Genomic DNA, 26377 nt, shown 5'->3' with positions numbered 1-26377 from the left:
TATCACTGTGTGCCAGGAGTTACTTACAACGCCGCTTCGTCAGATTCGCCGGTACGGATGCGAATGACGCGCTGTAGTTCGGCAACGAAAATTTTGCCGTCGCCAATTTTTCCGGTGTAGGCCGCTTTGCTGACGACATCAATCACCTCATCAAGCTGATCGTCGGCAATCGCCACATCAATCTTCACTTTTGGCAGGAAGTTAACGCTGTATTCCGCCCCGCGATAAAGCTCGGCATGACCCTTCTGACGCCCAAAGCCTTTCACTTCGGTGACAGTCAGTCCCTGAATACCCATGGAAGACAGCGCTTCACGCACGTCTTCGAGTTTGAATGGTTTGATTACCACCGTAACCAGCTTCATATATCCCCTCCAGTCAGAATTCGGTAATGGCCGCAGCTAACACGAAAGGGATATTGCAAAGGGTGTGCCAGAACTGAAATGTGAGCAGGAAAGCGGCGCAGCGCGCAGATATCGAGAAGGGGTGAAAAAAAACGCACCATGGCAGTGCAGGGTGCGTTTCAGTTTTGCACCAACGGTTATGACTGTTAGCGCATTGCCTTGTTATGGTGCATCAGGCGCTGAGTGACTCTTCCTCGCGCACGCTGGCGGCCAGCTCATCGCCTGCCAGCTGCAACTGATACATCTGCCAGTAACGTCCTTTCGCCTCAAGCAGCGCTCTGTGCGTGCCCCGTTCAACGGCCTGGCCACGGTGCAGCACCAGAATGGTATCGGCATCGACGATCGTTGAGAGGCGGTGGGCGATCACCACCAGCGTGGTGCGATCCCGCACGGCAGCCAGCGCCTGCTGGATCGCCTGCTCGGTGCCGGAGTCAATGCTTGCGGTCGCTTCATCCAGGATCAGTACCTGCGGCGTCTCAATCAGCACGCGCGCCAGCGCAAGAAGTTGCTTTTGCCCGACAGAGAGGTTGTTGCCCTGCTCCCCCAGCCGGGTATTGATCCCCTCAGTTAACCCGCGCGCCAGATCCGCCAGCTGCACCGTTTCCAGCACGTCCCAGACCTGCTCCTGCGTAAAGGGCCGACCCAGCGTGACGTTGGCGTAGAAGGTATCGGCCAGCACGACCGGATCCTGCTGCACCATCGCGACGCCCTTACGCAACGCGTTGTGGCTAAGCGAGGCGAGAGGCCGTCCGTCCAGACGGATCTCCCCCTGCGTCAACGGATAGTAGCCCATCAGCAAACTGGCGAGCGTGCTTTTGCCACTGCCGGTATGCCCAACCAGGGCGACAAAACCGCGCGACGGCACTTCAAGGTTGATATCCTGCAAGACCAGCTGGTCGTCGCGGTAGGCAAACGAGACATGATCAAACGCTATGGTTCCACTTTCCAGCGGGCGTTCGTCATTGCCATAGGTCTGACGCGGCCTGTCCATCAGCTCGAACACGCGCTCGCCCGCGACCACCGCCTGTTGCAGCATCGATTGCTGCGTGGTGAGTTCGATCAGCGGTTCGTTAAGGCGGCCAAGGTAGCTGATAAACGCGTACAGCACCCCCACCTCAATGGTTCCGCGCGTCGTCAGGCCAAACAGCATCAACAGCCCGCAGAGCACCAGCGCAGAGAAGAGGCTCAGCAGCGGACGTAACAGGAAGCCGTCCAGACGTAACGTCTGCATCCGCGCCATATAGTGCGAGCGGCTGGCCTCCCCCATTCGCTCGCCAAAACGCGCCTGCTGGCGAAACTGCTGGATAACGCTCATGCCGTTGATCACTTCGTTAAAGCCATCATTGATATCTGCGAGGTAAGCGCGCACACGACGAACAATCGGCGTGCTGTAGCGCTGGTAAATCACCATCACAATCAGCACCGCCGGGAAAATGGTGATCGCCACCAGCGCCATTCGCCAGTCCAGGCTGAACATCGCGACCAGCATCGCGCCAATCAACGCGGCACTACGCAGAACCGTTGCGACAACGGTTACATAGAGGTCGCGGATCACCTCGGTGTCATTGGTGACGCGCGAAATGACCTGCCCGACCGGCTGAGTATCAAACTCGCTCAGCGGCTGGCGCAGCGCGGCATCCATCACATCCGTGCGTAGCTGCTGAACCACGCCCACGGCGGCCCGGTTAAACAGCAGCGATTGCGCGTAGTGCAGCCCCGCCGCCGTCAGCTGTAGCCCGACATACGCCACGCCCAGCCCCGCCACCAGCCCCAGCGGCAGATAGCTTTTCGCCACCATGTTATCGATGAAATAACTAATAAGCAGCGGACCGGTGACCTCCGCAATCGCGGCGATCCACAGCAACAGTACAGCGATGGAAAGCGGTTTACGCCACGGTGAGCCATAGGCGAGCAGGCGTTTTAGCGTCGGCCACATCTGTCCAAACTTACGCATCGGCGACCTCCTCATCCAGCGCGGCTTCAAGCTGTTGATAGCGGTACATATCCCGATACCATCCGGTCTGCCCGGTAAGCTGATCATGCTGACCACGCTGAGCAATATGCCCATGCTGAAGCACAAGAATTTCACTGGCTTCTGTCAGCGCCGACAGACGGTGTGCGCTGATGATGACCGTGCGCCCCTCCCCCCACTGGCGAAGGTTATGCAGAATTTGATGTTCAGTACGCCCGTCAACCGCCGAAAGCGCATCATCCAGAATCAGGATCTCAGCGTTCAGCAGCAGCGCGCGGGCAATAGAGATACGCTGTTTTTGTCCGCCGGAGAGCATAACGCCCCGCTCACCCACTTCCGTATCGTAGCCCTGCGGCAGACGCAGAATATCCTCATGCACGCTGGCTAAGCGCGCCACGTGCTCGATCTGGTCCTGTGTTGCCGTCGGGCACCCGAGCGCGATATTGTTGGCAATGGTGTCTGAAAACAAAAACGGCGTCTGGCTGACGACCGCCAGACGGCTGCGCCAGTCATCCAGCAGCAGGCGCGGCAGCGGAACGTCGTGGAAGCGGATATCGCCCTCGCTCACGTCAAAATGACGCTGAATAAGTGACAGAATGGTACTTTTTCCGGCCCCCGTCGGGCCGCAGATGCCCAGCATCTGACCTGGACGCAGCGTGAAGCCGACGTTTTCAAGCACCGGGTGTTCCGTTTGCGGGTAGATAAAGGCGCGAATATCCGCCTTCAGGATTCCCGGACCTTCAGGTACTGGCTCGCTGCCATCGTTCACCACCGGCACTTCCGCCAGCATGGCGCGGATGCGGCTGTAAGCGGCGCTCCCGCGTTCAACGATATTAAACATCCAGGCCAGCGCCAGCATCGGCCAGATCATCAGCCCGAGGTACATCGCAAAGCTGGTTAACTGCCCGAGGGTCATGGTGCCTCGCACCACCATCCAGCTGCCGCCGCCCACCGCCAGCAGGTTCGCCATGCCAATCGCAATATAAATGGTTGGATCGAAACGGGCGTCGATACGCGCCACGCGCATGTTTTTCGCACCGGTGTCGGCGGCGTCTGCGGCAAACAGCGCGGACTGCCTGTCCTCCAGACCAAACGCTTTAATCATGCGGATGCTGGTCATGCTCTCCTGGGTGCGATCGTTCAGCGACGAGAACGCCGCCTGCGCCAGCTTAAAGCGTTCATGCAACTGCTCGCCGTAGCGGTTAATCGCCAGCGCCATCAGCGGCATCGGCAACAGCGCCAGCAGCGTCAACTCCCAGCTAATTTGCGTAGACATGACAATCAGTACCGCACAGCCCATTACCAGGGAATCCACAAGCGTTAATACCCCTTCACCTGCGGCAAACACCACGCGATCCACGTCGTTAGTGGCGCGGGCGATGAGATCCCCGGTACGGTGACGCAGATAAAACTCAGGGTGCTGGCGGCTCAGCTGACGATAAAAATCCTCGCGCAGCTCAACGGCAAGCTGATAGGACGCGCCGAACAGCAGCACGCGCCAGACATAACGCAGCAGGTAAACCACCACGGCCGTCAGCACCAGCGTACCGACCCACATCATCACCCGTACAGCGGTGTAATGTTGTTCCGTGACGCCATCCACGACGTATCCCACCACTTTGGGCGGGATCAGTTGCAGGATGGCAATGATAATAAGCAGGGCCACCGCGCCGAGGTAGCGTTGCCACTCCCGACGGAAGTACCAGCTTAATTGGGCAAATAATCGCACGCGGTATTTTCCTGAAGGTATTTTATGAAGTTATTCAATGGGTAATGCTGTGGTGTATTTAATCTGTTCCATGGCGAAACTGGAGGTGACATCGGACAAGCCCGGTACGCTATTGACCAGCCGCTTGTAAAAATCATCGTAGCGCTTCATGTCTGCCACCTGAACGCGCATCAGATAGTCATATTCCCCCGCCATGCGCCAGAAGCCCAGCACCTCGGGCATATCGGAAACCTGGGTGACGAAGCGGCAGTACCATTCGCTGCTGTGATGCTGCGTTTTTATCAGGACGAAAGCGGTCAGTCCAAGCCCCAGTTTTTCGGGATCCAGCAACGCCACCCGTCCCAGCAGAATGCCGTCATCTTCCAGCTTCTTGAGGCGCTTCCAGCATGGTGTGGTGGTCAGATTAACGGCATCTGCCAGCGCCTGCAAAGAGAGGGTGCAGTCGCTTTGCAGCAAAGAAAGAAGCTTGCGGTCAATTTTATCTAGCATACTCACCTCGCAGAGAAAATTATTCTCCTTACATTCTATTTTAAAGGCCAGATAGCAACAATTTTTTCTGTGCTTTTCGCTATGCTGGGCACAAAATGACAAACGGATAACTACGATGAATAGCACCTGGGTTAAACATGCCATCAGCGAAATAAATGCCGACTATCAGCGCTCGGCAGACACCCACTTGATCCGCCTGCCTCTGCCTGGATTTCCCGGCATCCAGCTTTACCTGAAGGATGAAAGCACTCATCCTACCGGCAGCCTGAAGCATCGCCTGGCGCGTTCACTCTTTTTATACGGTTTATGTAACGGCTGGATTAAAGAAGGCACCACGATTATTGAATCGTCGTCCGGCTCAACTGCCGTCTCCGAAGCCTATTTTGCCCGCCTGCTCGGTCTGCCGTTTATCGCCGTCATGCCTGCCTGCACGGCGAAACGTAAAGTCGAACAGATCGAATTTTACGGCGGACGCTGCCACTTTGTGGAAAGCGCCTGCGAAATCTATGCGGCCTCCGAAATGCTGGCCCGCGAACTGAATGGCCATTATATGGACCAGTTCACCTTCGCCGAGCGCGCCACCGACTGGCGGGGCAATAATAACATTGCGGACAGCATTTTCCGCCAGATGACCCACGAGCCGCACCCCGTCCCCGCTTACATTGTCATGAGCGCGGGCACGGGCGGAACCTCCGCCACCATCGGACGTTATATCCGCTGCCAGGGTTATGATACGCAGCTGATGGTGGTTGACCCGCAGAACTCGGTATTCCTCGATTACTGGCAATCCCGGGATGCCAGCCTGCGCAGCCCAGTGGGTAGCAAGATCGAAGGGATTGGCCGTCCGCGCGTCGAACCCTCATTCATTCCGGACGTTGTGGATGAGATGCTCCGCGTGCCGGACGCCGCCAGCGTCGCGACGGCGCACTGGCTGGAGACACAGCTTGGCCGTAAAGTCGGGGCTTCCACCGGCACCAATATGTGGGGCGCGCTACAGCTGGCCGCGAGGATGCGTGACGAAGGCCGTACCGGATCTGTCGTCACGCTGCTGTGCGACAGCGGAGAGCGCTATCTGGACACCTATTACAACCCAGATTGGGTACAGGCCAATATTGGCGATGTTGAACCGTGGAAAGCGCAGATTTCGCAGCTGGTGAAATAAAAAAAGCCAGGCTTTAGCCTGGCTTGCTGGAAGGATCTCACTATTCGGGGGAATATGGGAGGTTATTTTTGTCCAGCCAATGCGTCAAAAAATGGGACACGGCTTCGTTACGACAGTGCCCGATAACCGGTAAATGCGGGAGCGCGGCGATAAGTTGCGGCATCGCGTTCCCCATAATCAGCCCACGGCCAACGCTGCTCAGCATCTCGTGGTCGTTCATGGCATCGCCAAAGGCCATACAGTCCTGCATCGTCAGCCCCAGATGATCGCTCAGCACCGCGAGAGCGGAACCTTTATTACAGCCCACCGGCAGCACTTCAAGACAGTCCACCGCCGAGAAGGTCAGGTGCGCCCTGTCGCCCAGCGCCTCATTAAGCTGAATACGCAGGCGGCAGAGATCGTCGTGATCGCCACAGAAGCAGATCTTGGTCACCTTGTGTGCCGGAATACGGCGCAAATCGATTAGCTGATATTTAAAGCCGCTGTAGACGTGAGCGTGCAGTAAGTCCGGAAGCTCACGCCCGGTAAACCAGCCTTCATCGTTAAAAACATGCACGCTGGCCTGCGTATCCCAGGGGCTGTGCAGGACAATGTCCGCCACTTCCGGATTCAGATCCTGACGGTGCAGCACATCGCCGTCGACGGAGTGAATGCGCGTCCCGTTGCCGGTGATCAGGAACGCCTCGAGGGAAAATGTTCCCAGCAGATGGCGCATCTCCAGCACATGACGACCAGTGGCAAACGTCAGGGTGACTTCACGCTCGCGCAGGCGCTTAAGTGTGTTCAGGGTTTGCTCTTCTAAACGGTGATCCGGCATTAACAGCGTGCCGTCCATATCAAATGCAGCGAGCCGAGCCATGATTACTCCCGAAATGTGATGCGGTTAACTTGTGCACCAGTATTACGTGAGATATACGGAAGTAATAGTGAATAGATGATAATTATTGTTCCGGGTTTTCCATGCGCCAGCTTAACCGTCTTAACCAGTATCAACGTCTGTGGCATCCCTCCGCCGGCGCGCCGCAGCAGGTGACCATCAGTGAACTTGCCAGCCGCTGCTTTTGCAGCGAGCGACATGTACGCACCCTGCTGCGTCAGGCACAGGAGGCGGGCTGGCTAAGCTGGCATGCCCGGTCCGGCCGAGGAAAGCGTGGGGAATTACGCTTTCACGTCACCCCGGACTCGTTGCGTAATACGATGATGGAAGCCGCTCTGAAAAGTGGCCAGCAGCACAATGCGCTGGAGCTGGCCCAGCTCGCGCCTGAAGACTTGCGATCGCTGCTGCATCCTTTTATGGGCGGGCAGTGGCAGAACGATACGCCGACGCTGCGTATTCCCTACTATCGCTCGCTGGAGCCGCTTCAGCCGGGGTTTTTACCTGGCCGGGCGGAGCAGCATCTGGCGGGACAGGTATTCTCTGGTTTGACCCGTTTCAATGGTAACAGCAGTGAACCCACTGGCGATCTGGCGCATCACTGGGAAGTCTCTGCTGACGGCCTGCGCTGGCATTTCTACATCCGCTCCACCCTGCACTGGCATAACGGCGATAAAATAGAGACGGTACAGCTCCGGCAAAGCCTGACGGCGCTGTTATCCCAGCCCGGCATGGGCACGCTTTTTCGCAGCGTCCAGTGTATCGAAACCACGCATCCGCAGTGCCTGACGTTTATTCTGCATCAACCTGATTACTGGCTGGCGCACAGGCTGGCAACCTACTGTAGTCGTCTGGCGCATCCTGAGTACCCCGTGGTGGGCAGCGGTCCCTTCCGGCTAAGCGTTTTTGAGCCTGAGCTGGTGCGTCTGGAAAGCCATGATCAATATCACCTCAGCCATCCGTTGCTTAAGGCTATCGAGTACTGGATCACGCCGCAGCTTTTTGACTACAGTCTGGGCACCAGCTGTCGCCACCCGGTGCAAATCGCCATTGGCGAGGCCGACGAGCTGGCCAGTCTGCGGCTGGTGAGTAACAGCACCAGCCTCGGCTTCTGTTACCTCACGCTGAAGCAGAGTCCGCGTCTGAGCGAGCTACAGGCAAAGCGGCTGATTAATATCATTCATCTCTCAACGCTTCTGCACACGCTTCCCCTGAACGAAGGGCTTATCACCCCTACCGAGGAACTGCTTCCCGGCTGGGCGATCCCCCAATGGCCTGATTTAACCGACGTTGCGCTGCCAGAGACATTGACGCTGGTTTACCACCTGCCGGTTGAGCTTCACACCATGGCCAGCCAGTTAAAAGAATACCTTGCGCGACAGGGTTGTGAACTGACCGTCATCTTTCACGACGCCAAGACGTGGGACGGATGCCAGCAGCTTGCCGATGCAGACATTATGATGGGAGACAGACTGATCGGCGAAGCGCCAGCGTACACCCTTGAGCAGTGGCTCCGCTGCGATGCACTCTGGCCTCATCTGCTGAGCGCACCGGCATACGCCCATTTGCAGGCCACGCTGGATGCGGTGCAGACGCAGGCGGACGATCGGGATCGACACGCAGGACTACAGGCTATCTTCAGTCGGTTAATGGAGACAGCCGTCCTGACGCCGCTTTTTAACTACCAGTATCAAATCAGCGCGCCTCCGGGCGTCAACGGGATACGCCTTAACACCCGCGGCTGGTTTGACTTCACCGAAGCCTGGCTTCCTCCCCCAAACGCGTGAAGAAGCTGGTCGCCGCTTTAGCCAGGCGTTAACATGACGCTTTTACTGTAACTGTCGAGATGATCTATGAAACGTGCTGTCGTCGTGTTCAGCGGAGGACAAGATTCCACAACCTGCCTGATTCAGGCGCTTCACCAGTATGATGAAGTTCACTGCGTCACTTTTGATTATGGTCAGCGTCATCGCGCTGAAATCGATGTCGCTCGTGAACTGGCCCTGAAACTGGGCGCCCGCGCTCATAAAGTGCTGGACGTGACGTTGTTAAATGAACTGGCCGTCAGCAGCCTCACCCGCGACAGCATTCCAGTGCCTGATTACGAACCGGATGCCAGCGGCATTCCGAACACCTTCGTACCGGGCCGCAACATTCTCTTCCTGACCCTGACGGCGATCTATGCTTACCAGGTGAAAGCCGAAGCGGTGATCACGGGCGTGTGTGAGACCGACTTCTCAGGCTATCCGGACTGCCGGGATGAATTCGTGAAAGCACTCAATCACGCCGTCGATCTGGGAATGGCAAAAGAGACCCGCTTCGAAACGCCGCTGATGTGGCTGGATAAAGCCGAAACCTGGGCGCTGGCCGACTACTGGGGCAAGCTGGATGTCGTTCGCAATGAGACCCTGACCTGCTACAACGGCATTAAAGGGGACGGTTGCGGACAGTGTGCCGCCTGTAACCTGCGCGCGAACGGGCTGAATCATTATCTTGCAGATAAAGCGGGCGTGATGGCCGCGATGCAGAAAAAAACCGGCCTGAAATAAGGGCGACCTGACCGTGCTGTCGAACGGTAAGTGGCGACAGCACGGTTATTCCTGAACATTTCTTACGCGATCATCAGTTCCAGCTTTTCGCGCAACTCCCCTTCCAGCGGTAACGCTTTCTGCGTTTTGAGATCGATACAAACAAAGGTGATCAGCGCATCGGCCACCACCTGCCCTTCAGGATCCAGCGTAACGATCTGACTCAGCACGCCGCTTTTGCCATTCAGTTGTTGGACCTCACTGGTTACGGTAAGCACATCCCCCAGCACGGCCGGGCGGCGGTAGTTAATGTTGATATTGACGACCACAAACGCGATGTTGTGTGCGGTCAGCCACTGGAAACTTTCACTGTTCTCCAGACCGTCCCAGCGCGCCTCTTCAAGAAATTCAAGATAGCGGGCGTTATTGACGTGCTGATAGACATCGAGGTGATAACCACGGACTTTGATTTGTGTCTGCATAGCGCAATAGCCTTTCGTTGTTATAGGTTCAGAGGTCATAACTGGTATGACCTCTTTATCCTGGCAAATTTTTGCCGCAGTGCAAGTGATTACGCGATTACAGCGTCAAGTGTGCGAGATTGCGCTCAACCAGCGCGCTGCCCACACCCGGCACCTGCTTGAGATCGTCAAGGGTTTTGAAAGGACCATACTCTTCACGATAGCTGACGATGGCCTGCGCTTTTTTGAGACCCACGCCGTTCATTACGCGAGCCAGATCTTCTGCGGACGCAGTATTGATACTGACCCGCGTACCTTCCTCTTCGGCCGCTTTCGGGCTGGCCGTCGCGTTGGCTTTGCCATGACCTTGTGATGTTGCCTCCGCCTGGTTTTGTGCAGCCTGCGCTTTAGCCGCAGGTGTCGCCGCCAGCGCACTCGCACTCATCCCGGAAGTGGCAATAGCCAGTGTAATTAACAGTGCTTTGATTCCACATTTCATGCTGTTTTCTCCTTGTTTGTTGACAGCCACGCCACGATAGCCGCACGGGAAAACAGGGACAAACAGCAGATTGCAGAAATGGAAAAGGCCGCGAAAGCGGCCTTTAGTTTTTGCAGAGCGTTACGAAAATCTGCGAGCAGATACGTAATTATTGCTCCTGAGTGACCGCATCACCCAGCTTGATTTTGGCTTCTTTACGCAGGTTGCTCATCATCGCTTCGAAGGCAATCTGGGCATTGTTCTGGGTAATTCCCTGAACCATGGCCTTCTTCTGCGCCTCTGGCAGCGTACCGGCTTTCACTTCATCCAGCGCCAGAAGAACCACGTTACCCTGCATATCGGTTGTGGTGCCAAAGACAGGTTTGTCTTTCGCTGGCAGGCTCAGACCAAACGCCGCCTGGCTGACAGGATCCTGACCGGTACGGCTCAACGTTTTGGCTTCGCCAAAGCTCAGGCCAGCCGCTTTCAGCGCATCGTTCTTACCGGCTTTCAGATCGGCCAGAATTTTCTCTGCATCCAGTTTTGCCTGCTGTGCCGCTTTGTTGTGTTTCACCAGCGCCACTACCTGATCTTTCACTTCCGCCAGAGGTTTCACTGCCTCGGCTTTGTGCTCGCTGACGCGCAGTACGAACGCACGGTCACCGTCAACGGTAATGATGTCGGAGTTACTGCCCGGCGTACCGTTCTCACCTACCAGACCACCATTGAAGATGGCATCTGCAACCGGTTTGAAGTTCAGTTCTTCCGGCAGGTTTTCGTGGCTGAACCAGCCCGTCTCAACCGCTTTCACACCCGCAGCCTGCTCAGCGCCCGCCAGTGATTCGTTATCGTTGCTTGCGGCATCGCTCACCTTCTGTTGCAGTGCATAGAAGGCGTCCAGCGCTTTCTCCTGCTTCACTTTCGCAGCGATATCATCACGAACGTCAGCCAGCGGCTTGGTTTTCGCCGCCACGACATCGTCCAGACGTGCCACCAGGAAACCAACGGAGGATTTGATCACACCAGACAGCTGACCTTTCTCTTTCAGGCCTGCATTTTTCAGCTCGTCAGGGGTAGTGGACGCTTCCAGCCAGCCCATATCACCGCCGTTTTTGGCAGAAATAATGTCGGTGGATTTTGCTTTCGCGACGGTGGCGAAATCAGCGCCTTTGTTCAGCTCGTCCAGTACGGCTTTCGCTTCTGCTTCCGTTTTGGTCTGGATCACGCTGTAACGGTTACGCTGCGGCTGGGTGAACTGATCCTGATGCTGGTCGTAATAAGACTGGATCTCCGCGTCAGTCGCGTTTTCCTGCATCGCAGCTGCATCCAGCTTGATGTAGCTTACGCGGAACTGTTCCGGCGAGATGAAGTTGTTCTTGTTTTGCTCGTAGTAAGCATTAACTTCAGCGTCGCTAACCTGCTGTTTCGCCGCCAGTGCGTTGACATCAATCGTCGCTTCGCGCACCACGCGTTGCTGCGCCACCAGGGCCGCCAGCTCTTCAGTTTCGCCTTTCAGCATGAAATCTGTGCCCACCACAGCGTTGATCAGCTGTTGCGTGGTCAACTGGTTACGCAGCGCCTGAGCGTACTGGTCAGCCGTCATACCCATCTGGTTAACAATGCTGTTGTAACGCGCGTTGTCGAATTTCCCATTCGACTGGAAAGCCTGCGTCGAGAAGATGGCTTTTTTAACCTGCTCATCGCTGATGCCCAGACCGAGGCTTTTCGCGTACTGATCCAGCAGCGCTTCGTCGATAAGGCGGTTCAGCGTCTGCTGACGCAGGTTTTTCATATAGCCTTCGTTGGCTGCAAGTTCAGAGTATTGGTCGCCCAGCTGTTGCTGCATGCGGTTACGTTCACCAGCAAAAGCGTTCTCGAACTGCCCACGGCTAATTTCCTGGCCATTCACTTTTGCGGCGTAGTTCGCGCCACCGCCGATGAGGTAACTACTCACACCGGTCAATATGAACGACACGATAATGATACCGAAAATAATCTTGAGCACGAGACTGTTAGCAGCCGTGCGTAAGCTGTCCATCATGGTGTAACAACACTCCGCTGTAGGTGACTGGTTACCTGACGCTGACGGAAAATCCTGACCGTCGCGCGTAAAGGCGTATTGTGACAAGAAAACAGGGCAATTGTCAGCCCACAACTCGCATAAACTCGCACAAATCAGGTCTGGACAAACAAAAAAGGCACATCAAACGATGCGCCCTTGTACTTTTCAGCTTCCCTGGAGCGGGAAAGCAATCAGTTTACTGCGTCTTTCAGCGCTTTACCTGCACGGAAACCCGGCACTTTAGCGGCAGCAATGGTGATCTCTTTACCGGTCTGAGGGTTGCGGCCAGTACGGGCTGCACGCTCTTTAACCGCAAAAGTACCGAAGCCTACCAGTGCAACGTCGTCTCCAGCTTGCAGAGATTCAGTAACAGAAGCAATTAAAGCATCTAAAGCACGTCCAGCTGCAGCTTTAGAAATATCAGCACCCGCAGCAATTTTGTCAATCAGTTGAGATTTATTCACTGTTCTCTTCCTCTCTTTATAATTTATATCGCACCTGAATCCTTCACAGCGCGACCGCGCAGCAGTTATATCAGTCCTGCTATGACCTTACAACACCCGTTGTTGATGGCTAACTCAATCAGCAATCTAAATTAGCTATACAAAAAAAGGCTGGCAAGTACGAAATGACTTACCAGCCTTGTTTTTATTGGCGCTCTTTGCGCGAGGTCACTATTTTGCGGTTACAACCTGCATTCCTGACGGTTCATTTTGCAGTGCGAGAGTCAGAACTTCCTCAATGCGTTTCACCGGATGGATCTGCAAGTCAGCAATAACGTTGTCCGGAATCTCTTCCAGATCGCGTTTATTTTCGTAAGGGATCAATACGGTTTTGATCCCACCGCGGTGTGCCGCCAGCAGTTTTTCTTTTAACCCGCCGATTGGCAGTACCTGACCACGCAGCGTAATTTCACCGGTCATGGCCACATCCGCACGAACCGGGTTACCTGTCAGGCAGGAAACCAGCGCCGTACACATGGCAATACCCGCGCTTGGGCCATCTTTCGGCGTCGCTCCTTCCGGAACGTGAACGTGGATGTCGCGTTTTTCGTAGAAATCCGGGTTGATACCCAGTTTTTCCGCACGCGCGCGCACCACGGTCAGCGCCGCCTGGATGGACTCCTGCATCACTTCACCCAGCGAACCGGTGTAGGTCAGCTTACCTTTGCCCGGGACACAGGCGGTTTCGATGGTCAGCAGATCGCCGCCCACTTCCGTCCATGCCAGACCGGTCACCTGACCAACGCGGTTTTCGTTGTCCGCGCGACCGTAGTCGAAGCGCTGAACGCCCAGGTACGCATGCAGGTTGTCGCCGTTAATCACGATGTGTTTCAGGCTCTTATCCAGCAGCAGCTGTTTTACCGCCTTACGGCACAGTTTTGAGATTTCGCGCTCAAGACTACGCACGCCCGCTTCACGGGTGTAGTAACGAATAATGCCGACAATGGCGCTGTCCTCAACGGTCAGCTCGTTAGCTTTCAGCGCGTTACGCTCAATCTGCTTCGGCAGCAGGTGCTGCTTAGCGATGTTCAGCTTCTCGTCTTCGGTATAGCCGGACAGACGGATCACTTCCATACGATCCAGCAGCGGCGCTGGAATGTTCATGGAGTTGGAGGTCGCGACGAACATCACATCGCTCAGGTCGTAGTCGACTTCCAGATAGTGATCGCTGAATGCGACGTTCTGCTCTGGATCAAGCACTTCCAGCAGCGCCGACGCCGGATCGCCACGCATGTCCGACGACATTTTGTCGATCTCATCGAGCAGGAACAGCGGGTTTTTGACGCCCACTTTCGCCATCTTCTGGATCAGCTTGCCCGGCATCGAACCGATATAGGTACGACGGTGACCGCGGATTTCCGCTTCATCACGCACGCCACCCAGCGCCATGCGGATGTATTTACGTCCGGTCGCTTTGGCAATGGACTGCCCCAGAGAAGTTTTACCTACCCCTGGCGGTCCTACCAGGCACAGGATTGGGCCTTTAATTTTGTTTACACGGCTCTGTACCGCGAGGTACTCAAGAATGCGGTCTTTCACACGTTCCAGGCCGTAGTGGTCGGTATCCAGGATCTCCTGGGCCTGACGCAGGTCTTTTTTGACCTTACTGCGGGCATTCCACGGAACCTGCACCATCCACTCGATGTAGCCACGTACAACGGTCGCTTCCGCCGACATTGGAGACATCATTTTCAGCTTCTGCAACTCAGCTTCGGCTTTCTCTTTCGCCTCTTTCGGCATCTTCGCCGCGTCGATCTTACGCTTCAGCGCTTCGTTTTCATCCGGTGCGTCGTCCATCTCGCCGAGCTCTTTCTGAATGGCTTTCATTTGCTCGTTCAGATAGTACTCACGCTGCGATTTTTCCATCTGCTTTTTGACGCGGTTGCGAATGCGCTTCTCAACCTGGAGCAGATCGATCTCAGACTCCATCATCGCCATCAGGTATTCCAGACGTTCGTTAACGTCGGACATTTCCAGCACGGACTGTTTGTCAGCCAGCTTCAGCGGCATGTGTGCGGCGATGGTATCCGCCAGACGTGCAGGATCGTCGATGCTGTTCAGCGACGTCAGCACTTCAGGTGGGATTTTCTTGTTCAGCTTGATGTAGCCTTCGAACTGGCTGATCGCGGTGCGTACCAGCACTTCCTGCTCGCGCTCATCAAGTTCCGGGGAATCAAGGTACTCTGCCTTCGCAGAGAAGTGCTCGCCATCGTCTGACAGAGTGGTAATACGCGCACGCTGTAGGCCTTCCACCAGCACCTTCACGGTGCCGTCTGGCAGCTTCAGCATCTGCAAAATAGAGGCCACGGTCCCGACGGTGAAAAGATCGTTTACACCCGGCTCATCCGTTGATGCTTCCTTCTGCGCGACCAACATGATTTTTTTATCATGATCCATGGCGGCTTCGAGGCAACGGATAGATTTTTCCCGCCCTACAAATAAGGGTATGACCATGTGCGGATAAACCACCACATCGCGCAACGGCAATACGGGGATTTCAATGCGTTCAGAACGCTCAGGATTCATAGAGCTCTCTCTTAGTTTAGTGTCCGCCAGGTAAACTGGTCATGTAACTGTGCTTCACACAACCATTAACATGTAATCCAGTATATGGGGATGTTTCCCATACATTCAACGCCATGAATACGGAAAAAGTAAAGGGGAGATAAAATCCCCCCTTTTTGATTAACTGATTGTATGAAATGGTGAATTATTCGCCAGATGCCTGCTGCGCTTCCGGTTTACCGTAAATCAGTAACGGCTTGGTCTGGCCACCAATGACGGACTCATCGATCACCACTTTTTCGACGTCTTCCATGGAAGGAAGATCGTACATGGTGTCGAGCAGCGCGGCTTCCACGATAGAACGCAGGCCACGGGCACCGGTTTTACGCGCCATCGCTTTCTTGGCAATCGCGTCCAGCGCTTCGTCACGGAATTCCAGCTCAACGCCTTCCAGATTGAACAGCGCCTGATACTGCTTGGTCAGCGCGTTTTTCGGCTCTTTCAGGATCTGAATCAGCGCGTCTTCGCTCAGTTCGTTCAGGGTCGCCACAACCGGCAGACGGCCGATAAATTCCGGAATCAAACCGAATTTGATCAGATCTTCCGGTTCAACCTGCGCCAGCAGCTGGCCTTCATTTGGTTTTTCAGACGTGGCTTTCACCGTTGCGCCAAAACCAATGCCGGAGCCGGTTTCCACACGATGAGAGATCACTTTATCCAGGCCTGCAAACGCACCACCACAGATAAACAGGATCTTGGAGGTATCAACCTGCAAGAATTCCTGCTGCGGATGTTTACGTCCACCCTGCGGTGGCACCGCCGCAACCGTACCTTCAATCAGCTTCAGCAGCGCCTGCTGCACGCCTTCGCCCGATACGTCACGGGTGATGGACGGGTTGTCTGATTTACGAGAGATTTTGTCGATCTCATCGATATAGACGATCCCGCGCTGGGCTTTCTGTACGTCGTAATCGCACTTCTGGAGCAGCTTCTGGATAATATTTTCAACGTCTTCACCCACATAACCGGCTTCGGTCAGGGTGGTGGCATCCGCCATAGTGAACGGAACATCCAGCAGGCGCGCCAGCGTTTCCGCCAGTAGGGTTTTACCGGAACCGGTCGGCCCAATCAGCAGAATGTTACTTTTGCCCAGTTCTACGCCATTGCTGGTATCGCCGTTACGCAGACGTTTGTAGTGGTTGTATACCGCCACCGCCAGCACTTTTTTCGCCTGCTCCTGACCAATGACATAGTCGTCCAGGTGGTGGCGAATCTCGTGTGGCGTTGGTAACGCGCTGCGCTCACGGTGCGGCGCGACTTCTTTAATCTCTTCGCGAATGATGTCGTTACATAAATCGACGCATTCGTCGCAGATATACACGGACGGCCCGGCAATCAGTTTACGCACTTCATGCTGGCTTTTGCCGCAAAAAGAGCAGTACAGCAGTTTGCCCGAACCATCTTTGCGTTTATCTGTCATGAGTCCAAACCTCTTTTTAAGTTCTATGTGCCGCACATGACGACGCAAATGCCATTCTCAGACGCAAGCTGCTTCCAGGCAACGTGCCGCCCTACCTTAGTATAGCGGCACACTCGCGTCGCGGGCATCAATTACGATGGGTCAAAATGGAGTCGACTAAGCCGTACTCAACTGCCTCTGGTGCAGAGAGGAAGCGATCGCGCTCGGTATCGCGCTCGATCTGCTCGAGAGGTTGACCCGTATGCTGCGCCATAAGTTCATTCATGCGCGCTTTTACTTTCAGAATTTCACGGGCGTGGATTTCAATATCCGTCGCCTGGCCCTGGTAACCACCCAGCGGCTGGTGAATCATCACGCGGGAGTTAGGCAGGCAGAAACGCTTACCTTTCGCCCCTGCGGTTAACAGGAAGGCACCCATGGATGCCGCCTGCCCCATACAAATGGTGCTGACATCCGGCTTGATGAATTGCATGGTGTCATAAATAGACATGCCCGCCGTAATCACACCGCCCGGCGAGTTAATGTACAGGTAAATGTCTTTTTCCGGGTTTTCCGCTTCCAGGAACAGCATCTGCGCCACGATCAGGTTAGCCATATGGTCTTCCACCTGGCCGGTCAGAAAGATAACGCGTTCCTTGAGCAGACGGGAATAGATATCGAAAGAACGCTCACCGCGTGAGGTCTGTTCAATAACCATTGGCACCAGCGCCATATGGGGTGCAAAGTTATCTCGTTCGCCACTGTATGACATTTCCGTCTCCTGGTTCAAAATTGAAAACACCTGCTGTACTGATTGTAACCTTATGGACGGATTATCAGCCAGTCTCAATCATCGTGATTACATACTAATGGGGGTCGCCACGCCCTATTTCAAGCATAACAACGTTTTGTTGTAACGCTAACACTGAAAGGGCGTTTTAGCACCCTTCCAGGACTAAAGCTGTGATAAAAAAAACCCGTCGCCGGAGGGCAACGGGTTTTTTGTTCAAACTTTAAACCGTTGGGGCGAAATTACGCCTGCTGGTTCATCAGTTCGGTGAAAGAGGTCTCTTTTTCGGTTACTTTCGCTTTCGCCAGTACCGCTTCAACAGCCTGCTCTTCCAGTGCGACGTTGCGCATGTTGTCCATCAGCTCTTTGTTCTTACCGTAGAACTCGATCACTTCTGATGGATCTTCGTATGCAGAAGCCATCTCTTCGATCAGGCCTTTCACACGCTCTTCGTCAGCTTTCAGCTCGTGGGTACGAATCACTTCGCCCAGCAGCAGGCCAACAACAACGCGGCGTTTCGCTTGCTCTTCAAACAGCTCGCGTGGCAGTTCCATCGCTTGCTGCTGGTTGCCGCCGAAACGCTGTGCAGCCTGACGGCGCAGAACGTCGATTTCGCTGTCGATCAGGGCCGCTGGAACGTCGATGTCGTTCGCTTTCACCAGACCTTCAATCGCCTGAGACTTCACACGGTTACGTACAGCGCCGTTCAGCTCGCGTTCCATGTTTTTACGCACTTCGGCACGCAGGCCCGCAACTGAACCATCTTCCACGCCGAAACGCTTGATGAATTCTTCAGTCAGTTCTGGCAGTTCGCGCTCTTCCACTTTCTTCAGGTTGATGACGAACTTCGCTGCTTTACCTTTCAGGTTTTCAGCGTGGTACTCTTCAGGGAAGGTCACGTCGATGGTGAACTCTTCGCCCGCTTTGTGGCCTTTGATACCGTCTTCGAAGCCTGGGATCATACGACCCTGGCCCATCGCCAGTACGAAATCAGACGCTTTACCGCCTTCGAACTCTTCGCCGTCTACTGAACCGGTGAAGTCGATGGTTACGCGGTCTTCCGCGTCAACAGCGCCTTCTTTCTCTTTCCAGTTCGCCTGCTGCTTACGCAGGGTATCCAGCATGCCGTCAACGTCTTCATCGGTCACGGAAACGATCGGTTTTTCAACTTCGATTGATTCCAGACCTTTCAGCTCAACTTCCGGGTACACTTCGAACTCTACAGAATAGGTGAAGTCTTCGCCCTGCTTGTATTCGCCCGGAACGTAGTTCGGTGCGCCAGCTGGATTGATTTTTTCTTTGATGATCGCGTCGATAAAGTTGCGGCTCATCAGTTCACCCAGCACATCCTGACGCACGGAAGCGCCATAACGCTGAGCAACAACATTCATTGGTACTTTGCCCTTGCGGAAGCCGTCAATACGTACTTTTTTTGCTACGTTGACCAGCTCGCTTTTCACAGCAGTTTCGATGCTGTCAGCAGCGATAGTAATCGTTACACGGCGGCCAAGGCCTTGAGTGGTTTCAACTGAAACTTGCATCTTGTTACCTCAAAAAAATCACAGTGCTCGGTCAACTCTGAATCTGTCTGTTATACCGGGATGCTCTCTTATGTGCAGATTCACATTCCCTGTCGCCAGAATCATCCCGAAGACATTCAATAAGACGCGGCATTATAGCGGCATCACTTAGGTGAGTCGAGAACGGTTGGAGCATGTTGCTGCGGCTTTTTTCACACTTTAAGGCTATTTTTAGCCTTAAAAACGCGCCATCCGCTCAAAACTCAGACAAAACAAAACGGCCCGAAGGCCGTTTTGACGAAATCTGTAAGCAACATACTGGAAAAACTCCGGCGGTTGCAAATCCGATTTATCAGGCGATGGTGCCTGCACCCCGACAAGGCGGTGATGCGAATACCGTATCCTGTAGCCCTTCCCATTCCTTAATGGTGTAGGTATGCAGCGCCAGCGCATGTACGGTTGTGGAGAGTTCATCCGTCAAGGTGCTGTAGATCAAGCGGTGTCGGTTCAGGAAACGTTCTCCCGTGAAGCGATCACTGACCAGAACCACTTTGAAGTGGCTTTCAGAACCTGCCGGCACGTTATGACGATAGCTTTCGTCGACAACTTCGAGAAACACAGGGTTGAACGCTGCCCTTAATTTTTCTTCTATCTGTTCACGTATCATCATGAAATCACTCCTCCGACAACGCTAAGATGTCACCCATCCCTTTAAATATTAGCCGCTTTTACCGGTTCCATTACACCTTGACAACAAATATTTAGCTTTCGTCTGATTTTCTCATCCAAACGAATGAAGTTCACTATGAGGTTCATACGTTTTGTCACTTACAGGCAAAGAAAAGCGGACAGCTGGTCAGTTTTCAGACAAGGCGATGAATTTACATGCGTTGACCACTTCCCCTGGCCGTTGGCGATGTTATGATGGCGGCAATTTTTCTCTCTTTGCTTACGATTCGTTGAGAACCCGAAAATGTTAAAAAAAATCTTCTTTCCGTTGGTAGCACTCTTTATGCTCGCTGGTTGCGCGACCCCGCCAACGACCATTGACGTTTCACCAAAAATTACCCTGCCTCAGCAGGATCCAAGCCTGATGGGCGTCACGGTCAGCATTAACGGCGCCGATCAGCGTCAGGACCAGGCACTGGCGAAAGTGACCCGCGACAACCAGCAGGTGACGCTGACCGCCTCCCGCGACCTGCGCTTCCTGTTGCAGGAAGTACTCGAGAAACAGATGACCTCCCGTGGCTACATGATTGGCCCAAGCGGCGCGGTTGACCTGCAAATCATCGTGAACAACCTGTACGCTGACGTCTCCCAGGGTAACGTTCGCTACAACATTGCGACCAAAGCCGATATCGCCATCATCGCTACCGCGAAGAACGGCAACAAAATGAACAAAAACTACCGTGCAAGCTATTCCGTTGAAGGCGCATTCCAGGCCTCCAACAAAAATATCGCTGACGCGGTTAACAGCGTGCTGACGGATACCATTGCCGACATGGCACAGGACACCAGCATTCACGACTTCATCAAGCAGAACGCCCGTTAATCCTGCTGACTGACCCGGTGCTTCACCGGGTCAGTTCATAAGAACATGTCCAGTCACTACTTACGCATTTTCCAGCAACCGAAATCAGCGATTCTGCTGATCCTTGGCTTCGCCTCCGGTTTACCCCTCGCGCTCACCTCCGGCACGTTACAGGCGTGGATGACGGTCGAGAATATCGATCTTAAAACCATTGGTTTCTTTTCGCTCGTCGGTCAGGCCTACGTTTTTAAATTTCTGTGGTCGCCGGTGATGGACCGCTATACCCCGCCGTTCCTCGGGCGGCGTCGTGGCTGGTTAGTGATGACGCAGGTGCTGCTGTTGCTGGCCATTGCCGCAATGGGTTTCCTTGAGCCGTCAACACAGCTGCGCTGGATGGCCGCGCTTGCGGTGGTCATCGCCTTCTGTTCCGCTTCGCAGGATATTGTTTTTGACGCCTGGAAAACGGACGTTTTGCCAGCAGAAGAGCGGGGTGCCGGTGCGGCAATCAGCGTGCTTGGCTACCGCCTGGGTATGCTGGTTTCCGGCGGGCTGGCACTGTGGCTTGCCGACCGCTATCTCGGCTGGCAGGGAATGTACTGGCTGATGGCCGCTCTGCTGATCCCCTGCATTATTGCCACGCTATTCGCGCCTGAACCGAGCGATGTGATTCCGGTCCCCCGCTCGCTGGAGCAGGCCGTCGCCGCGCCGCTCCGCGACTTCTTTGGTCGCAATAATGCCTGGCTGATCCTGCTGCTGATTGTCCTTTATAAGCTCGGCGATGCTTTCGCCATGAGTCTGACCACCACCTTCCTCATTCGTGGCGTCGGGTTTGACGCAGGGGAAGTCGGCGTGGTGAATAAAACGCTGGGGCTGTTTGCCACAATCGTCGGCGCGCTGTACGGCGGCGTATTAATGCAGCGCCTGACGCTGTTCCGCGCTCTGCTGATCTTCGGCATCCTTCAGGGCGCATCGAATGCCGGTTACTGGCTGCTGTCGATTACCGACAAGCACATGATCAGCATGGCGACGGCGGTATTCTTTGAAAACCTGTGTGGCGGTATGGGCACCGCAGCATTTGTTGCCCTGCTGATGACGCTGTGCAATAAGTCATTTTCCGCCACCCAGTTTGCGCTGCTCTCTGCTCTTTCCGCCGTCGGGCGCGTATACGTTGGCCCTGTTGCAGGCTGGTTTGTTGAAGCCCACGGCTGGCCGACATTTTATCTCTTCTCGGTGGTTGCGGCCGTGCCGGGGATTTTATTGCTGCTGGTCTGTCGCCAGACGCTGGAATATACCCAGCGAACGGAACACTTCATGCCGCGCACGGAATATCAGGCCGCCTATCGGTTTGCCCTGCGCCTGCTGATGGCAGGGTGTCTTGCACTGGTAGTGTGGCTAGCGGTACTCATCATGAATGCGACGACCACCTTGTCGCTTCCTTTTGAAACGCTGCTGCTTGATGCAGGCGTGTTTCTCGCCGTGGTCGGGATCCTGACCGGTGGGATGCTGGATTTCATGTCATTGCGAAAAACGCAGATGACATGAAGTAAAAAACGAAAGGTTATTTCCCGTTGTAATAACGACCCGAAATTATAACGGCGAAATAACCGCCATCGGCAAAAAAAAATATTTGTTGTTTTGTGCGGGATAGCATTCGGAAATTATTGGAGCTTATTTCGCTACGCTATTTTTCATTAAACGATTCAGCATTCGAAAGATTGAATTTTCGTTTTTTAGTTGTCTTTTTAATGATAATTAATTGTTAATTATTTGTGTATTTTCTGCAATGGTTATACCAATTGTCCCTTTTGCGGTATGCTGGGGCACCCTTTCGTTATAACGCCCACTCCGTGCGGCTTCCGTCTGGAAACGCGACATAATTTGCAACACTTGTGACATGTGCGGCAGAACCCGGTAACACCTTCCTGACACAGGGCTAATGATGTTTACAGTAATGTAACCTTCCCGTAAAATGCCTCCACACTTTAAACGCCACCAGACTCCCGTGGAATTGAGGTCGTTAAATGAGACTCAGGAAATACAATAAAAGTTTGGGATGGTTGTCATTATTCGCAGGCACTGTATTACTCAGTGGCTGCGATTCTGCACTACTAGACCCCAAAGGACAGATTGGACTGGAACAACGTTCATTGATACTGACGGCTTTTGGCCTGATGTTGATTGTGGTTATTCCTGCCATCTTGATGGCTGTTGGTTTCGCCTGGAAGTATCGTGCGAGCAATAAAGATGCGAAGTATAGCCCTAACTGGTCACACTCCAATAAAGTGGAAGCTGTGGTCTGGACGGTACCTATTCTGATCATCCTGTTCCTTGCCGTACTGACCTGGAAAACCACTCACGCACTTGAGCCAAGCAAACCGCTGGTTCACGATGAAAAACCGATTACCATTGAAGTGGTCTCCATGGACTGGAAATGGTTCTTCATCTATCCAGAACAGGGCATTGCTACCGTGAATGAAATCGCCTTCCCGGCGAACACTCCGGTTCAGTTCAAAGTGACCTCCAACTCCGTAATGAACTCCTTCTTCATCCCACGTCTGGGCAGCCAGATTTACGCGATGGCCGGTATGCAGACTAATCTGCACCTGATCGCGAATGAAGCAGGCACCTACGACGGTATCTCCGCCAGCTATAGTGGCCCGGGCTTCTCGGGTATGAAGTTCAAAGCTATCGCTACGCCAGACCGCGCGACTTTCGACCAGTGGGTTGCAAAAGCGAAGCAGTCTCCAAACACCATGTCTGACATGGCGGCGTTCGAAAAAGTGGCTGCACCTAGCGAATATAACAAGGTGGAGTACTTCTCTAACGTGAAACCAAATCTGTTCAAAGATGTTATTGGCAAATTTATGGATCACGGCATGAGCATGGACATGACCCAGCCTGAAGGCGAGCACAACACGCACCAGGGTATGGAAGGCATGGACATGAGCCACGCGGAAACCGCTCACTAAGGGGCCGAGAAAGAAAATGTTCGGAAAATTGACATTGGATGCGGTGCCGTACCATGAACCCATTATCATGGTTACGATTGCTGCAATTATCATTGGTGGCGCGGCCTTAGTTGGCCTCATCACTTACTTCGGTAAGTGGAGCTACCTGTGGAACGAGTGGCTGACTTCGGTTGACCACAAAAAACTCGGCATCATGTACTGCATCGTCGGTATCGTCATGTTAATTCGTGGCTTTGCGGATGCGATCATGATGCGTAGCCAGCAGGCGCTCGCTTCTGCGGGTGAAGCAGGCTTCCTGCCACCGCACCACTACGATCAGATCTTTACCGCCCACGGCGTTATCATGATCTTCTTCGTGGCGATGCCGCTGGTTATCGGTCTGATGAACGTTGTCGTTCCGCTGCAAATCGGCGCGCGCGACGTGGCGTTCCCGTTCCTGAACAACCTGAGCTTCTGGTTCACCGTTGTCGGCGTTATCCTGGTTAACCTGTCACTGGGTGTGGGTGAATTTGCCCAGACCGGCTGGCTGGCCTACCCGCCGCTTTCGGGAATTGAGTACAGTCCGGGCGTAGGTGTTGATTACTGGATTTGGGCGCTTCAGCTCTCCGGTGTCGGTACCACCCTGACCGGTATCAACTTCTTCGTGACCATCCTGAAGATGCGTGCACCTGGTATGACGATGTTCAAGATGCCGGTATTTACCTGGGCATCTCTGTGCGCCAACGTACTGATTATCGCGTCGTTCCCAATTCTGACCGTCACCATCGCGCTGCTGACCCTGGATCGCTATCTGGGTACCCATTTCTTCACGAATGATATGGGTGGCAACATGATGATGTACATCAACCTGATTTGGGCCTGGGGTCACCCGGAAGTGTACATCCTGGTTCTGCCGGTGTTCGGTGTGTTCTCCGAAATCGCGGCAACCTTCTCGCGTAAACGTCTGTTTGGTTACACCTCTCTGGTGTGGGCAACCGTGTGTATTACCGTCCTGTCGTTCATCGTCTGGCTGCACCACTTCTTCACCATGGGTGCGGGCGCGAACGTAAACGCCTTCTTTGGTATTACCACCATGATTATCGCGATCCCGACCGGGGTTAAGATCTTCAACTGGCTGTTCACCATGTACCAGGGCCGTATCCAGTTCCACTCCGCCATGCTGTGGACTATCGGCTTCATCGTGACCTTCTCCGTAGGTGGGATGACCGGCGTACTGCTGGCGGTACCAGGTGCTGACTTCGTTCTGCACAACAGTCTGTTCCTGATTGCGCACTTCCATAACGTGATCATCGGCGGCGTGGTCTTCGGCTGCTTCGCTGGCGTGACCTACTGGTGGCCAAAAGCGTTCGGTTTCACCCTGAACGAAAAATGGGGTAAACGCGCGTTCTGGTTCTGGATCATCGGCTTCTTCGTGGCGTTTATGCCGCTGTACGTGCTGGGCTTCATGGGGATGACCCGTCGTCTGAGCCAGCAAATCGATCCGCAGTTCCACCCAATGCTGATGATTGCAGCGGGCGGCGCAGCGCTGATTGCCTGCGGTATTCTGTGCCAGCTGATTCAGTACTACGTGTCTATCCGTGACCGTAACCTGAACCGTGACCTGACCGGTGACCCGTGGGGCGGCCGTACGCTGGAGTGGTCTACCTCTTCTCCACCTCCGTTCTATAACTTTGCCGTCGTACCGCACATTCATGAGCGTGATGCGTTCTGGGAAATGAAAGAAAAAGGTGAAGCGTACAAGCAACCTGAACATTACGAAGAGATCCATATGCCGAAAAACAGCGGTGCGGGCATCGTGATTGCCGCCTTCGCAACGGTATTTGGTTTCGCAATGATCTGGCACATCTGGTGGATGGCGATTGTTGGCTTCGCTGGCATCGTAATCAGCTGGATTGTGAAGAGCTTTGACGAGGACGTGGACTACTACGTACCAGTCCGTGAAGTTGAAAAGCTGGAAAACCAGCATTTTGACGAGATTTCTAAAGCGGGGCTGAAAAATGGCAACTGATACTCTGGCGCACTCGACTGCCCACGCGCATGAACATGCGCACCATGATACAGGACCGACCAAAGTCTTCGGTTTCTGGATCTACCTGATGAGCGACTGCATCCTGTTCTGCTGTCTGTTCGCAACCTATGCCGTTCTGGTGAACGGCACAGCGGGCGGCCCGACCGGTAAGGACATCTTTGAACTGCCGTTCGTTCTGGTTGAAACCGCACTGCTGTTATTCAGCTCCATCACCTACGGTATGGCGGCTATCGCCATGTACAAAAACAACAAGAGCCAGGTTGTCTCCTGGCTGGCGTTGACCTGGCTGTTTGGTGCTGGCTTTATCGGGATGGAAATCTATGAATTCCATCACCTGATCATGGAAGGTTTCGGCCCGGATCGTAGCGGCTTCCTGTCAGCGTTCTTCGCGCTGGTAGGTACCCACGGTCTGCACGTGACCTCGGGTCTGATCTGGATGGCAGTGCTGATGTTCCAGATCTCCCGTCGCGGCCTGACCAGTACTAACCGTACCCGTATCATGTGCCTGAGCCTGTTCTGGCACTTCCTGGACGTGGTATGGATCTGTGTGTTCTCTGTTGTCTATCTGATGGGGGCGATGTAATGAGTCATTCTAACGATCATGGCGCTTCCCACGGCAGCGTAAAAACCTATATGACAGGTTTCATCCTGTCGATCATTCTGACGGTGATCCCGTTCTGGATGGTGATGAACGGTTCTGCATCCAAGCCGGTTATCCTGGGCGCAATCCTGGTGACCGCGGTGATTCAGATTCTGGTGCATCTGGTTTGCTTCCTGCACATGAACACCAAGTCCGATGAAGGCTGGAACATGACGGCCTTTATCTTTACCGTGATTATCATCGCTATCCTGGTAGTCGGTTCCATCTGGATTATGTGGAACCTTAACTACAACATGATGGTTCACTAAGAGCGG

At 54.2% G+C, this 26377-nt stretch carries 23 protein-coding genes; 9 read left to right on the top strand and 14 right to left on the bottom strand.

The features are described 5' to 3' along the window. Positions 1 to 23: 23 nt before the first annotated feature. The 4 genes from glnK to ACOTX7_RS02170 form a co-directional block, all read right to left on the bottom strand. Positions 24 to 362, bottom strand: coding sequence for a P-II family nitrogen regulator (gene glnK, locus ACOTX7_RS02185; protein ID WP_006809867.1), 339 nt, complete (start codon positions 360 to 362; stop codon positions 24 to 26). Positions 363 to 573: 211 nt separating this feature from the next. Next, positions 574 to 2355, bottom strand: coding sequence for a SmdB family multidrug efflux ABC transporter permease/ATP-binding protein (locus ACOTX7_RS02180; protein ID WP_221256991.1), 1782 nt, complete (start codon positions 2353 to 2355; stop codon positions 574 to 576). Continuing rightward, entirely contained in the window at positions 2348 to 4102 is a 1755-nt protein-coding gene (locus tag ACOTX7_RS02175; RefSeq protein WP_221256990.1) for a SmdA family multidrug ABC transporter permease/ATP-binding protein, read from the bottom strand. Before ACOTX7_RS02175 ends, ACOTX7_RS02180 begins: the two co-directional genes overlap by 8 nt. Before the next feature lie 30 nt (positions 4103 to 4132). Further along, a complete protein-coding gene (locus ACOTX7_RS02170; protein ID WP_015571267.1) occupies positions 4133 to 4591 on the bottom strand; it encodes an Lrp/AsnC family transcriptional regulator in 459 nt (152 codons plus the stop codon). Between the two features lie 115 nt (positions 4592 to 4706). On the opposite strand from ACOTX7_RS02170, the gene ACOTX7_RS02165 reads away from it, so the two are divergent. Then, on the top strand, positions 4707 to 5753 hold the full coding sequence (locus ACOTX7_RS02165; RefSeq protein WP_205921340.1) for a PLP-dependent cysteine synthase family protein: 1047 nt from the start codon (positions 4707 to 4709) through the stop codon (positions 5751 to 5753). Between the two features lie 40 nt (positions 5754 to 5793). On the opposite strand, the gene cof is transcribed toward ACOTX7_RS02165, so the two are convergent. After that, complete coding sequence (gene cof / locus ACOTX7_RS02160) at positions 5794 to 6612, bottom strand: HMP-PP phosphatase (protein WP_221256989.1); 819 nt, start codon at positions 6610 to 6612, stop codon at positions 5794 to 5796. Between the two features lie 101 nt (positions 6613 to 6713). Here cof and ACOTX7_RS02155 point away from each other — a divergent pair, with 101 nt between their 5' ends. Then, a complete protein-coding gene (locus tag ACOTX7_RS02155; protein ID WP_221256988.1) occupies positions 6714 to 8414 on the top strand; it encodes an SgrR family transcriptional regulator in 1701 nt (566 codons plus the stop codon). A gap of 66 nt (positions 8415 to 8480) precedes the next feature. After that, positions 8481 to 9176, top strand: coding sequence for a 7-cyano-7-deazaguanine synthase QueC (queC, locus tag ACOTX7_RS02150; protein WP_045142053.1), 696 nt, complete (start codon positions 8481 to 8483; stop codon positions 9174 to 9176). Between the two features lie 62 nt (positions 9177 to 9238). Here queC and ACOTX7_RS02145 read toward each other — a convergent pair whose 3' ends face one another. The 9 genes from ACOTX7_RS02145 to bolA form a co-directional block, all read right to left on the bottom strand. Next, positions 9239 to 9637, bottom strand: a complete 399-nt coding sequence (locus ACOTX7_RS02145; RefSeq protein WP_213828349.1) for a YbgC/FadM family acyl-CoA thioesterase — start codon at positions 9635 to 9637, stop codon at positions 9239 to 9241. A gap of 97 nt (positions 9638 to 9734) precedes the next feature. Further along, positions 9735 to 10115, bottom strand: a complete 381-nt coding sequence (locus ACOTX7_RS02140) for a helix-hairpin-helix domain-containing protein (RefSeq protein WP_221256987.1) — start codon at positions 10113 to 10115, stop codon at positions 9735 to 9737. Between the two features lie 148 nt (positions 10116 to 10263). Continuing rightward, complete coding sequence (gene ppiD / locus ACOTX7_RS02135) at positions 10264 to 12135, bottom strand: peptidylprolyl isomerase (protein ID WP_205924321.1); 1872 nt, start codon at positions 12133 to 12135, stop codon at positions 10264 to 10266. 212 nt (positions 12136 to 12347) lie between these two features. After that, positions 12348 to 12620, bottom strand: coding sequence for a nucleoid-associated protein HU-beta (gene hupB, locus ACOTX7_RS02130; RefSeq protein WP_002444653.1), 273 nt, complete (start codon positions 12618 to 12620; stop codon positions 12348 to 12350). Between the two features lie 210 nt (positions 12621 to 12830). Further along, positions 12831 to 15185: an endopeptidase La gene (gene lon, locus ACOTX7_RS02125; protein WP_006809878.1), complete on the bottom strand. Its 2355-nt coding sequence runs from the start codon at positions 15183 to 15185 to the stop codon at positions 12831 to 12833. 184 nt (positions 15186 to 15369) lie between these two features. Further along, complete coding sequence (clpX, locus tag ACOTX7_RS02120) at positions 15370 to 16644, bottom strand: ATP-dependent protease ATP-binding subunit ClpX (RefSeq protein ID WP_006809879.1); 1275 nt, start codon at positions 16642 to 16644, stop codon at positions 15370 to 15372. 127 nt (positions 16645 to 16771) lie between these two features. Continuing rightward, positions 16772 to 17395, bottom strand: coding sequence for an ATP-dependent Clp endopeptidase proteolytic subunit ClpP (gene clpP, locus ACOTX7_RS02115; RefSeq protein WP_006809880.1), 624 nt, complete (start codon positions 17393 to 17395; stop codon positions 16772 to 16774). Between the two features lie 260 nt (positions 17396 to 17655). Next, positions 17656 to 18954: a trigger factor gene (gene tig, locus ACOTX7_RS02110; RefSeq protein ID WP_006809881.1), complete on the bottom strand. Its 1299-nt coding sequence runs from the start codon at positions 18952 to 18954 to the stop codon at positions 17656 to 17658. Positions 18955 to 19285: 331 nt separating this feature from the next. Beyond that, positions 19286 to 19603, bottom strand: a complete 318-nt coding sequence (gene bolA / locus ACOTX7_RS02105) for a transcriptional regulator BolA (RefSeq protein ID WP_006809882.1) — start codon at positions 19601 to 19603, stop codon at positions 19286 to 19288. A gap of 303 nt (positions 19604 to 19906) precedes the next feature. Between bolA and ACOTX7_RS02100 the strand changes: the two genes are divergently transcribed. The 6 genes from ACOTX7_RS02100 (at position 19907) to ACOTX7_RS02075 (ending at position 26371) form a co-directional block, all read left to right on the top strand. Further along, positions 19907 to 20485 (top strand): lipoprotein, encoded by a 579-nt coding sequence (locus ACOTX7_RS02100; protein WP_006809883.1) that lies wholly within the window; start codon positions 19907 to 19909, stop codon positions 20483 to 20485. 45 nt (positions 20486 to 20530) lie between these two features. Next, on the top strand, positions 20531 to 22006 hold the full coding sequence (gene ampG / locus ACOTX7_RS02095) for a muropeptide MFS transporter AmpG (protein WP_047355294.1): 1476 nt from the start codon (positions 20531 to 20533) through the stop codon (positions 22004 to 22006). Positions 22007 to 22485: 479 nt separating this feature from the next. Further along, positions 22486 to 23433, top strand: a complete 948-nt coding sequence (gene cyoA, locus ACOTX7_RS02090; RefSeq protein WP_006809886.1) for a cytochrome o ubiquinol oxidase subunit II — start codon at positions 22486 to 22488, stop codon at positions 23431 to 23433. Positions 23434 to 23449: 16 nt separating this feature from the next. Further along, on the top strand, positions 23450 to 25441 hold the full coding sequence (cyoB, locus tag ACOTX7_RS02085; RefSeq protein WP_006809887.1) for a cytochrome o ubiquinol oxidase subunit I: 1992 nt from the start codon (positions 23450 to 23452) through the stop codon (positions 25439 to 25441). Then, complete coding sequence (locus ACOTX7_RS02080) at positions 25431 to 26045, top strand: cytochrome o ubiquinol oxidase subunit III (RefSeq protein WP_003859057.1); 615 nt, start codon at positions 25431 to 25433, stop codon at positions 26043 to 26045. The genes cyoB and ACOTX7_RS02080 overlap by 11 nt, the downstream gene beginning before the upstream one ends. Next, positions 26045 to 26371 (top strand): cytochrome o ubiquinol oxidase subunit IV, encoded by a 327-nt coding sequence (locus ACOTX7_RS02075; RefSeq protein WP_006809888.1) that lies wholly within the window; start codon positions 26045 to 26047, stop codon positions 26369 to 26371. Before ACOTX7_RS02080 ends, ACOTX7_RS02075 begins: the two co-directional genes overlap by 1 nt. Positions 26372 to 26377 lie beyond the last annotated feature (6 nt).

The sequence above is a fragment of the Enterobacter cloacae complex sp. IR5418 genome (assembly GCF_049238105.1).
Taxonomy (GTDB): domain Bacteria; phylum Pseudomonadota; class Gammaproteobacteria; order Enterobacterales; family Enterobacteriaceae; genus Enterobacter; species Enterobacter hormaechei.
This window is presented reverse-complemented; position numbering and strand designations above follow the sequence as displayed.

Bases quoted from the DNA above. Each gene is read 5' to 3' on its own strand.
- glnK (WP_006809867.1), bottom strand. From the start codon at position 362: ATGAAGCTGGTTACGGTGGTAATCAAACCATTCAAACTCGAAGACGTG.
- ACOTX7_RS02180 (WP_221256991.1), bottom strand. From the start codon at position 2,355: ATGCGTAAGTTTGGACAGATGTGGCCGACGCTAAAACGCCTGCTCGCC.
- ACOTX7_RS02170 (WP_015571267.1), bottom strand. From the start codon at position 4,591: ATGCTAGATAAAATTGACCGCAAGCTTCTTTCTTTGCTGCAAAGCGAC.
- ACOTX7_RS02165 (WP_205921340.1), top strand. From the start codon at position 4,707: ATGAATAGCACCTGGGTTAAACATGCCATCAGCGAAATAAATGCCGAC.
- cof (WP_221256989.1), bottom strand. From the start codon at position 6,612: ATGGCTCGGCTCGCTGCATTTGATATGGACGGCACGCTGTTAATGCCG.
- ACOTX7_RS02155 (WP_221256988.1), top strand. From the start codon at position 6,714: ATGCGCCAGCTTAACCGTCTTAACCAGTATCAACGTCTGTGGCATCCC.
- queC (WP_045142053.1), top strand. From the start codon at position 8,481: ATGAAACGTGCTGTCGTCGTGTTCAGCGGAGGACAAGATTCCACAACC.
- ACOTX7_RS02145 (WP_213828349.1), bottom strand. From the start codon at position 9,637: ATGCAGACACAAATCAAAGTCCGTGGTTATCACCTCGATGTCTATCAG.
- ACOTX7_RS02140 (WP_221256987.1), bottom strand. From the start codon at position 10,115: ATGAAATGTGGAATCAAAGCACTGTTAATTACACTGGCTATTGCCACT.
- ppiD (WP_205924321.1), bottom strand. From the start codon at position 12,135: ATGATGGACAGCTTACGCACGGCTGCTAACAGTCTCGTGCTCAAGATT.
- lon (WP_006809878.1), bottom strand. From the start codon at position 15,185: ATGAATCCTGAGCGTTCTGAACGCATTGAAATCCCCGTATTGCCGTTG.
- clpX (WP_006809879.1), bottom strand. From the start codon at position 16,644: ATGACAGATAAACGCAAAGATGGTTCGGGCAAACTGCTGTACTGCTCT.
- clpP (WP_006809880.1), bottom strand. From the start codon at position 17,395: ATGTCATACAGTGGCGAACGAGATAACTTTGCACCCCATATGGCGCTG.
- tig (WP_006809881.1), bottom strand. From the start codon at position 18,954: ATGCAAGTTTCAGTTGAAACCACTCAAGGCCTTGGCCGCCGTGTAACG.
- bolA (WP_006809882.1), bottom strand. From the start codon at position 19,603: ATGATGATACGTGAACAGATAGAAGAAAAATTAAGGGCAGCGTTCAAC.
- ACOTX7_RS02100 (WP_006809883.1), top strand. From the start codon at position 19,907: ATGTTAAAAAAAATCTTCTTTCCGTTGGTAGCACTCTTTATGCTCGCT.
- ampG (WP_047355294.1), top strand. From the start codon at position 20,531: ATGTCCAGTCACTACTTACGCATTTTCCAGCAACCGAAATCAGCGATT.
- cyoA (WP_006809886.1), top strand. From the start codon at position 22,486: ATGAGACTCAGGAAATACAATAAAAGTTTGGGATGGTTGTCATTATTC.
- cyoB (WP_006809887.1), top strand. From the start codon at position 23,450: ATGTTCGGAAAATTGACATTGGATGCGGTGCCGTACCATGAACCCATT.
- ACOTX7_RS02080 (WP_003859057.1), top strand. From the start codon at position 25,431: ATGGCAACTGATACTCTGGCGCACTCGACTGCCCACGCGCATGAACAT.
- ACOTX7_RS02075 (WP_006809888.1), top strand. From the start codon at position 26,045: ATGAGTCATTCTAACGATCATGGCGCTTCCCACGGCAGCGTAAAAACC.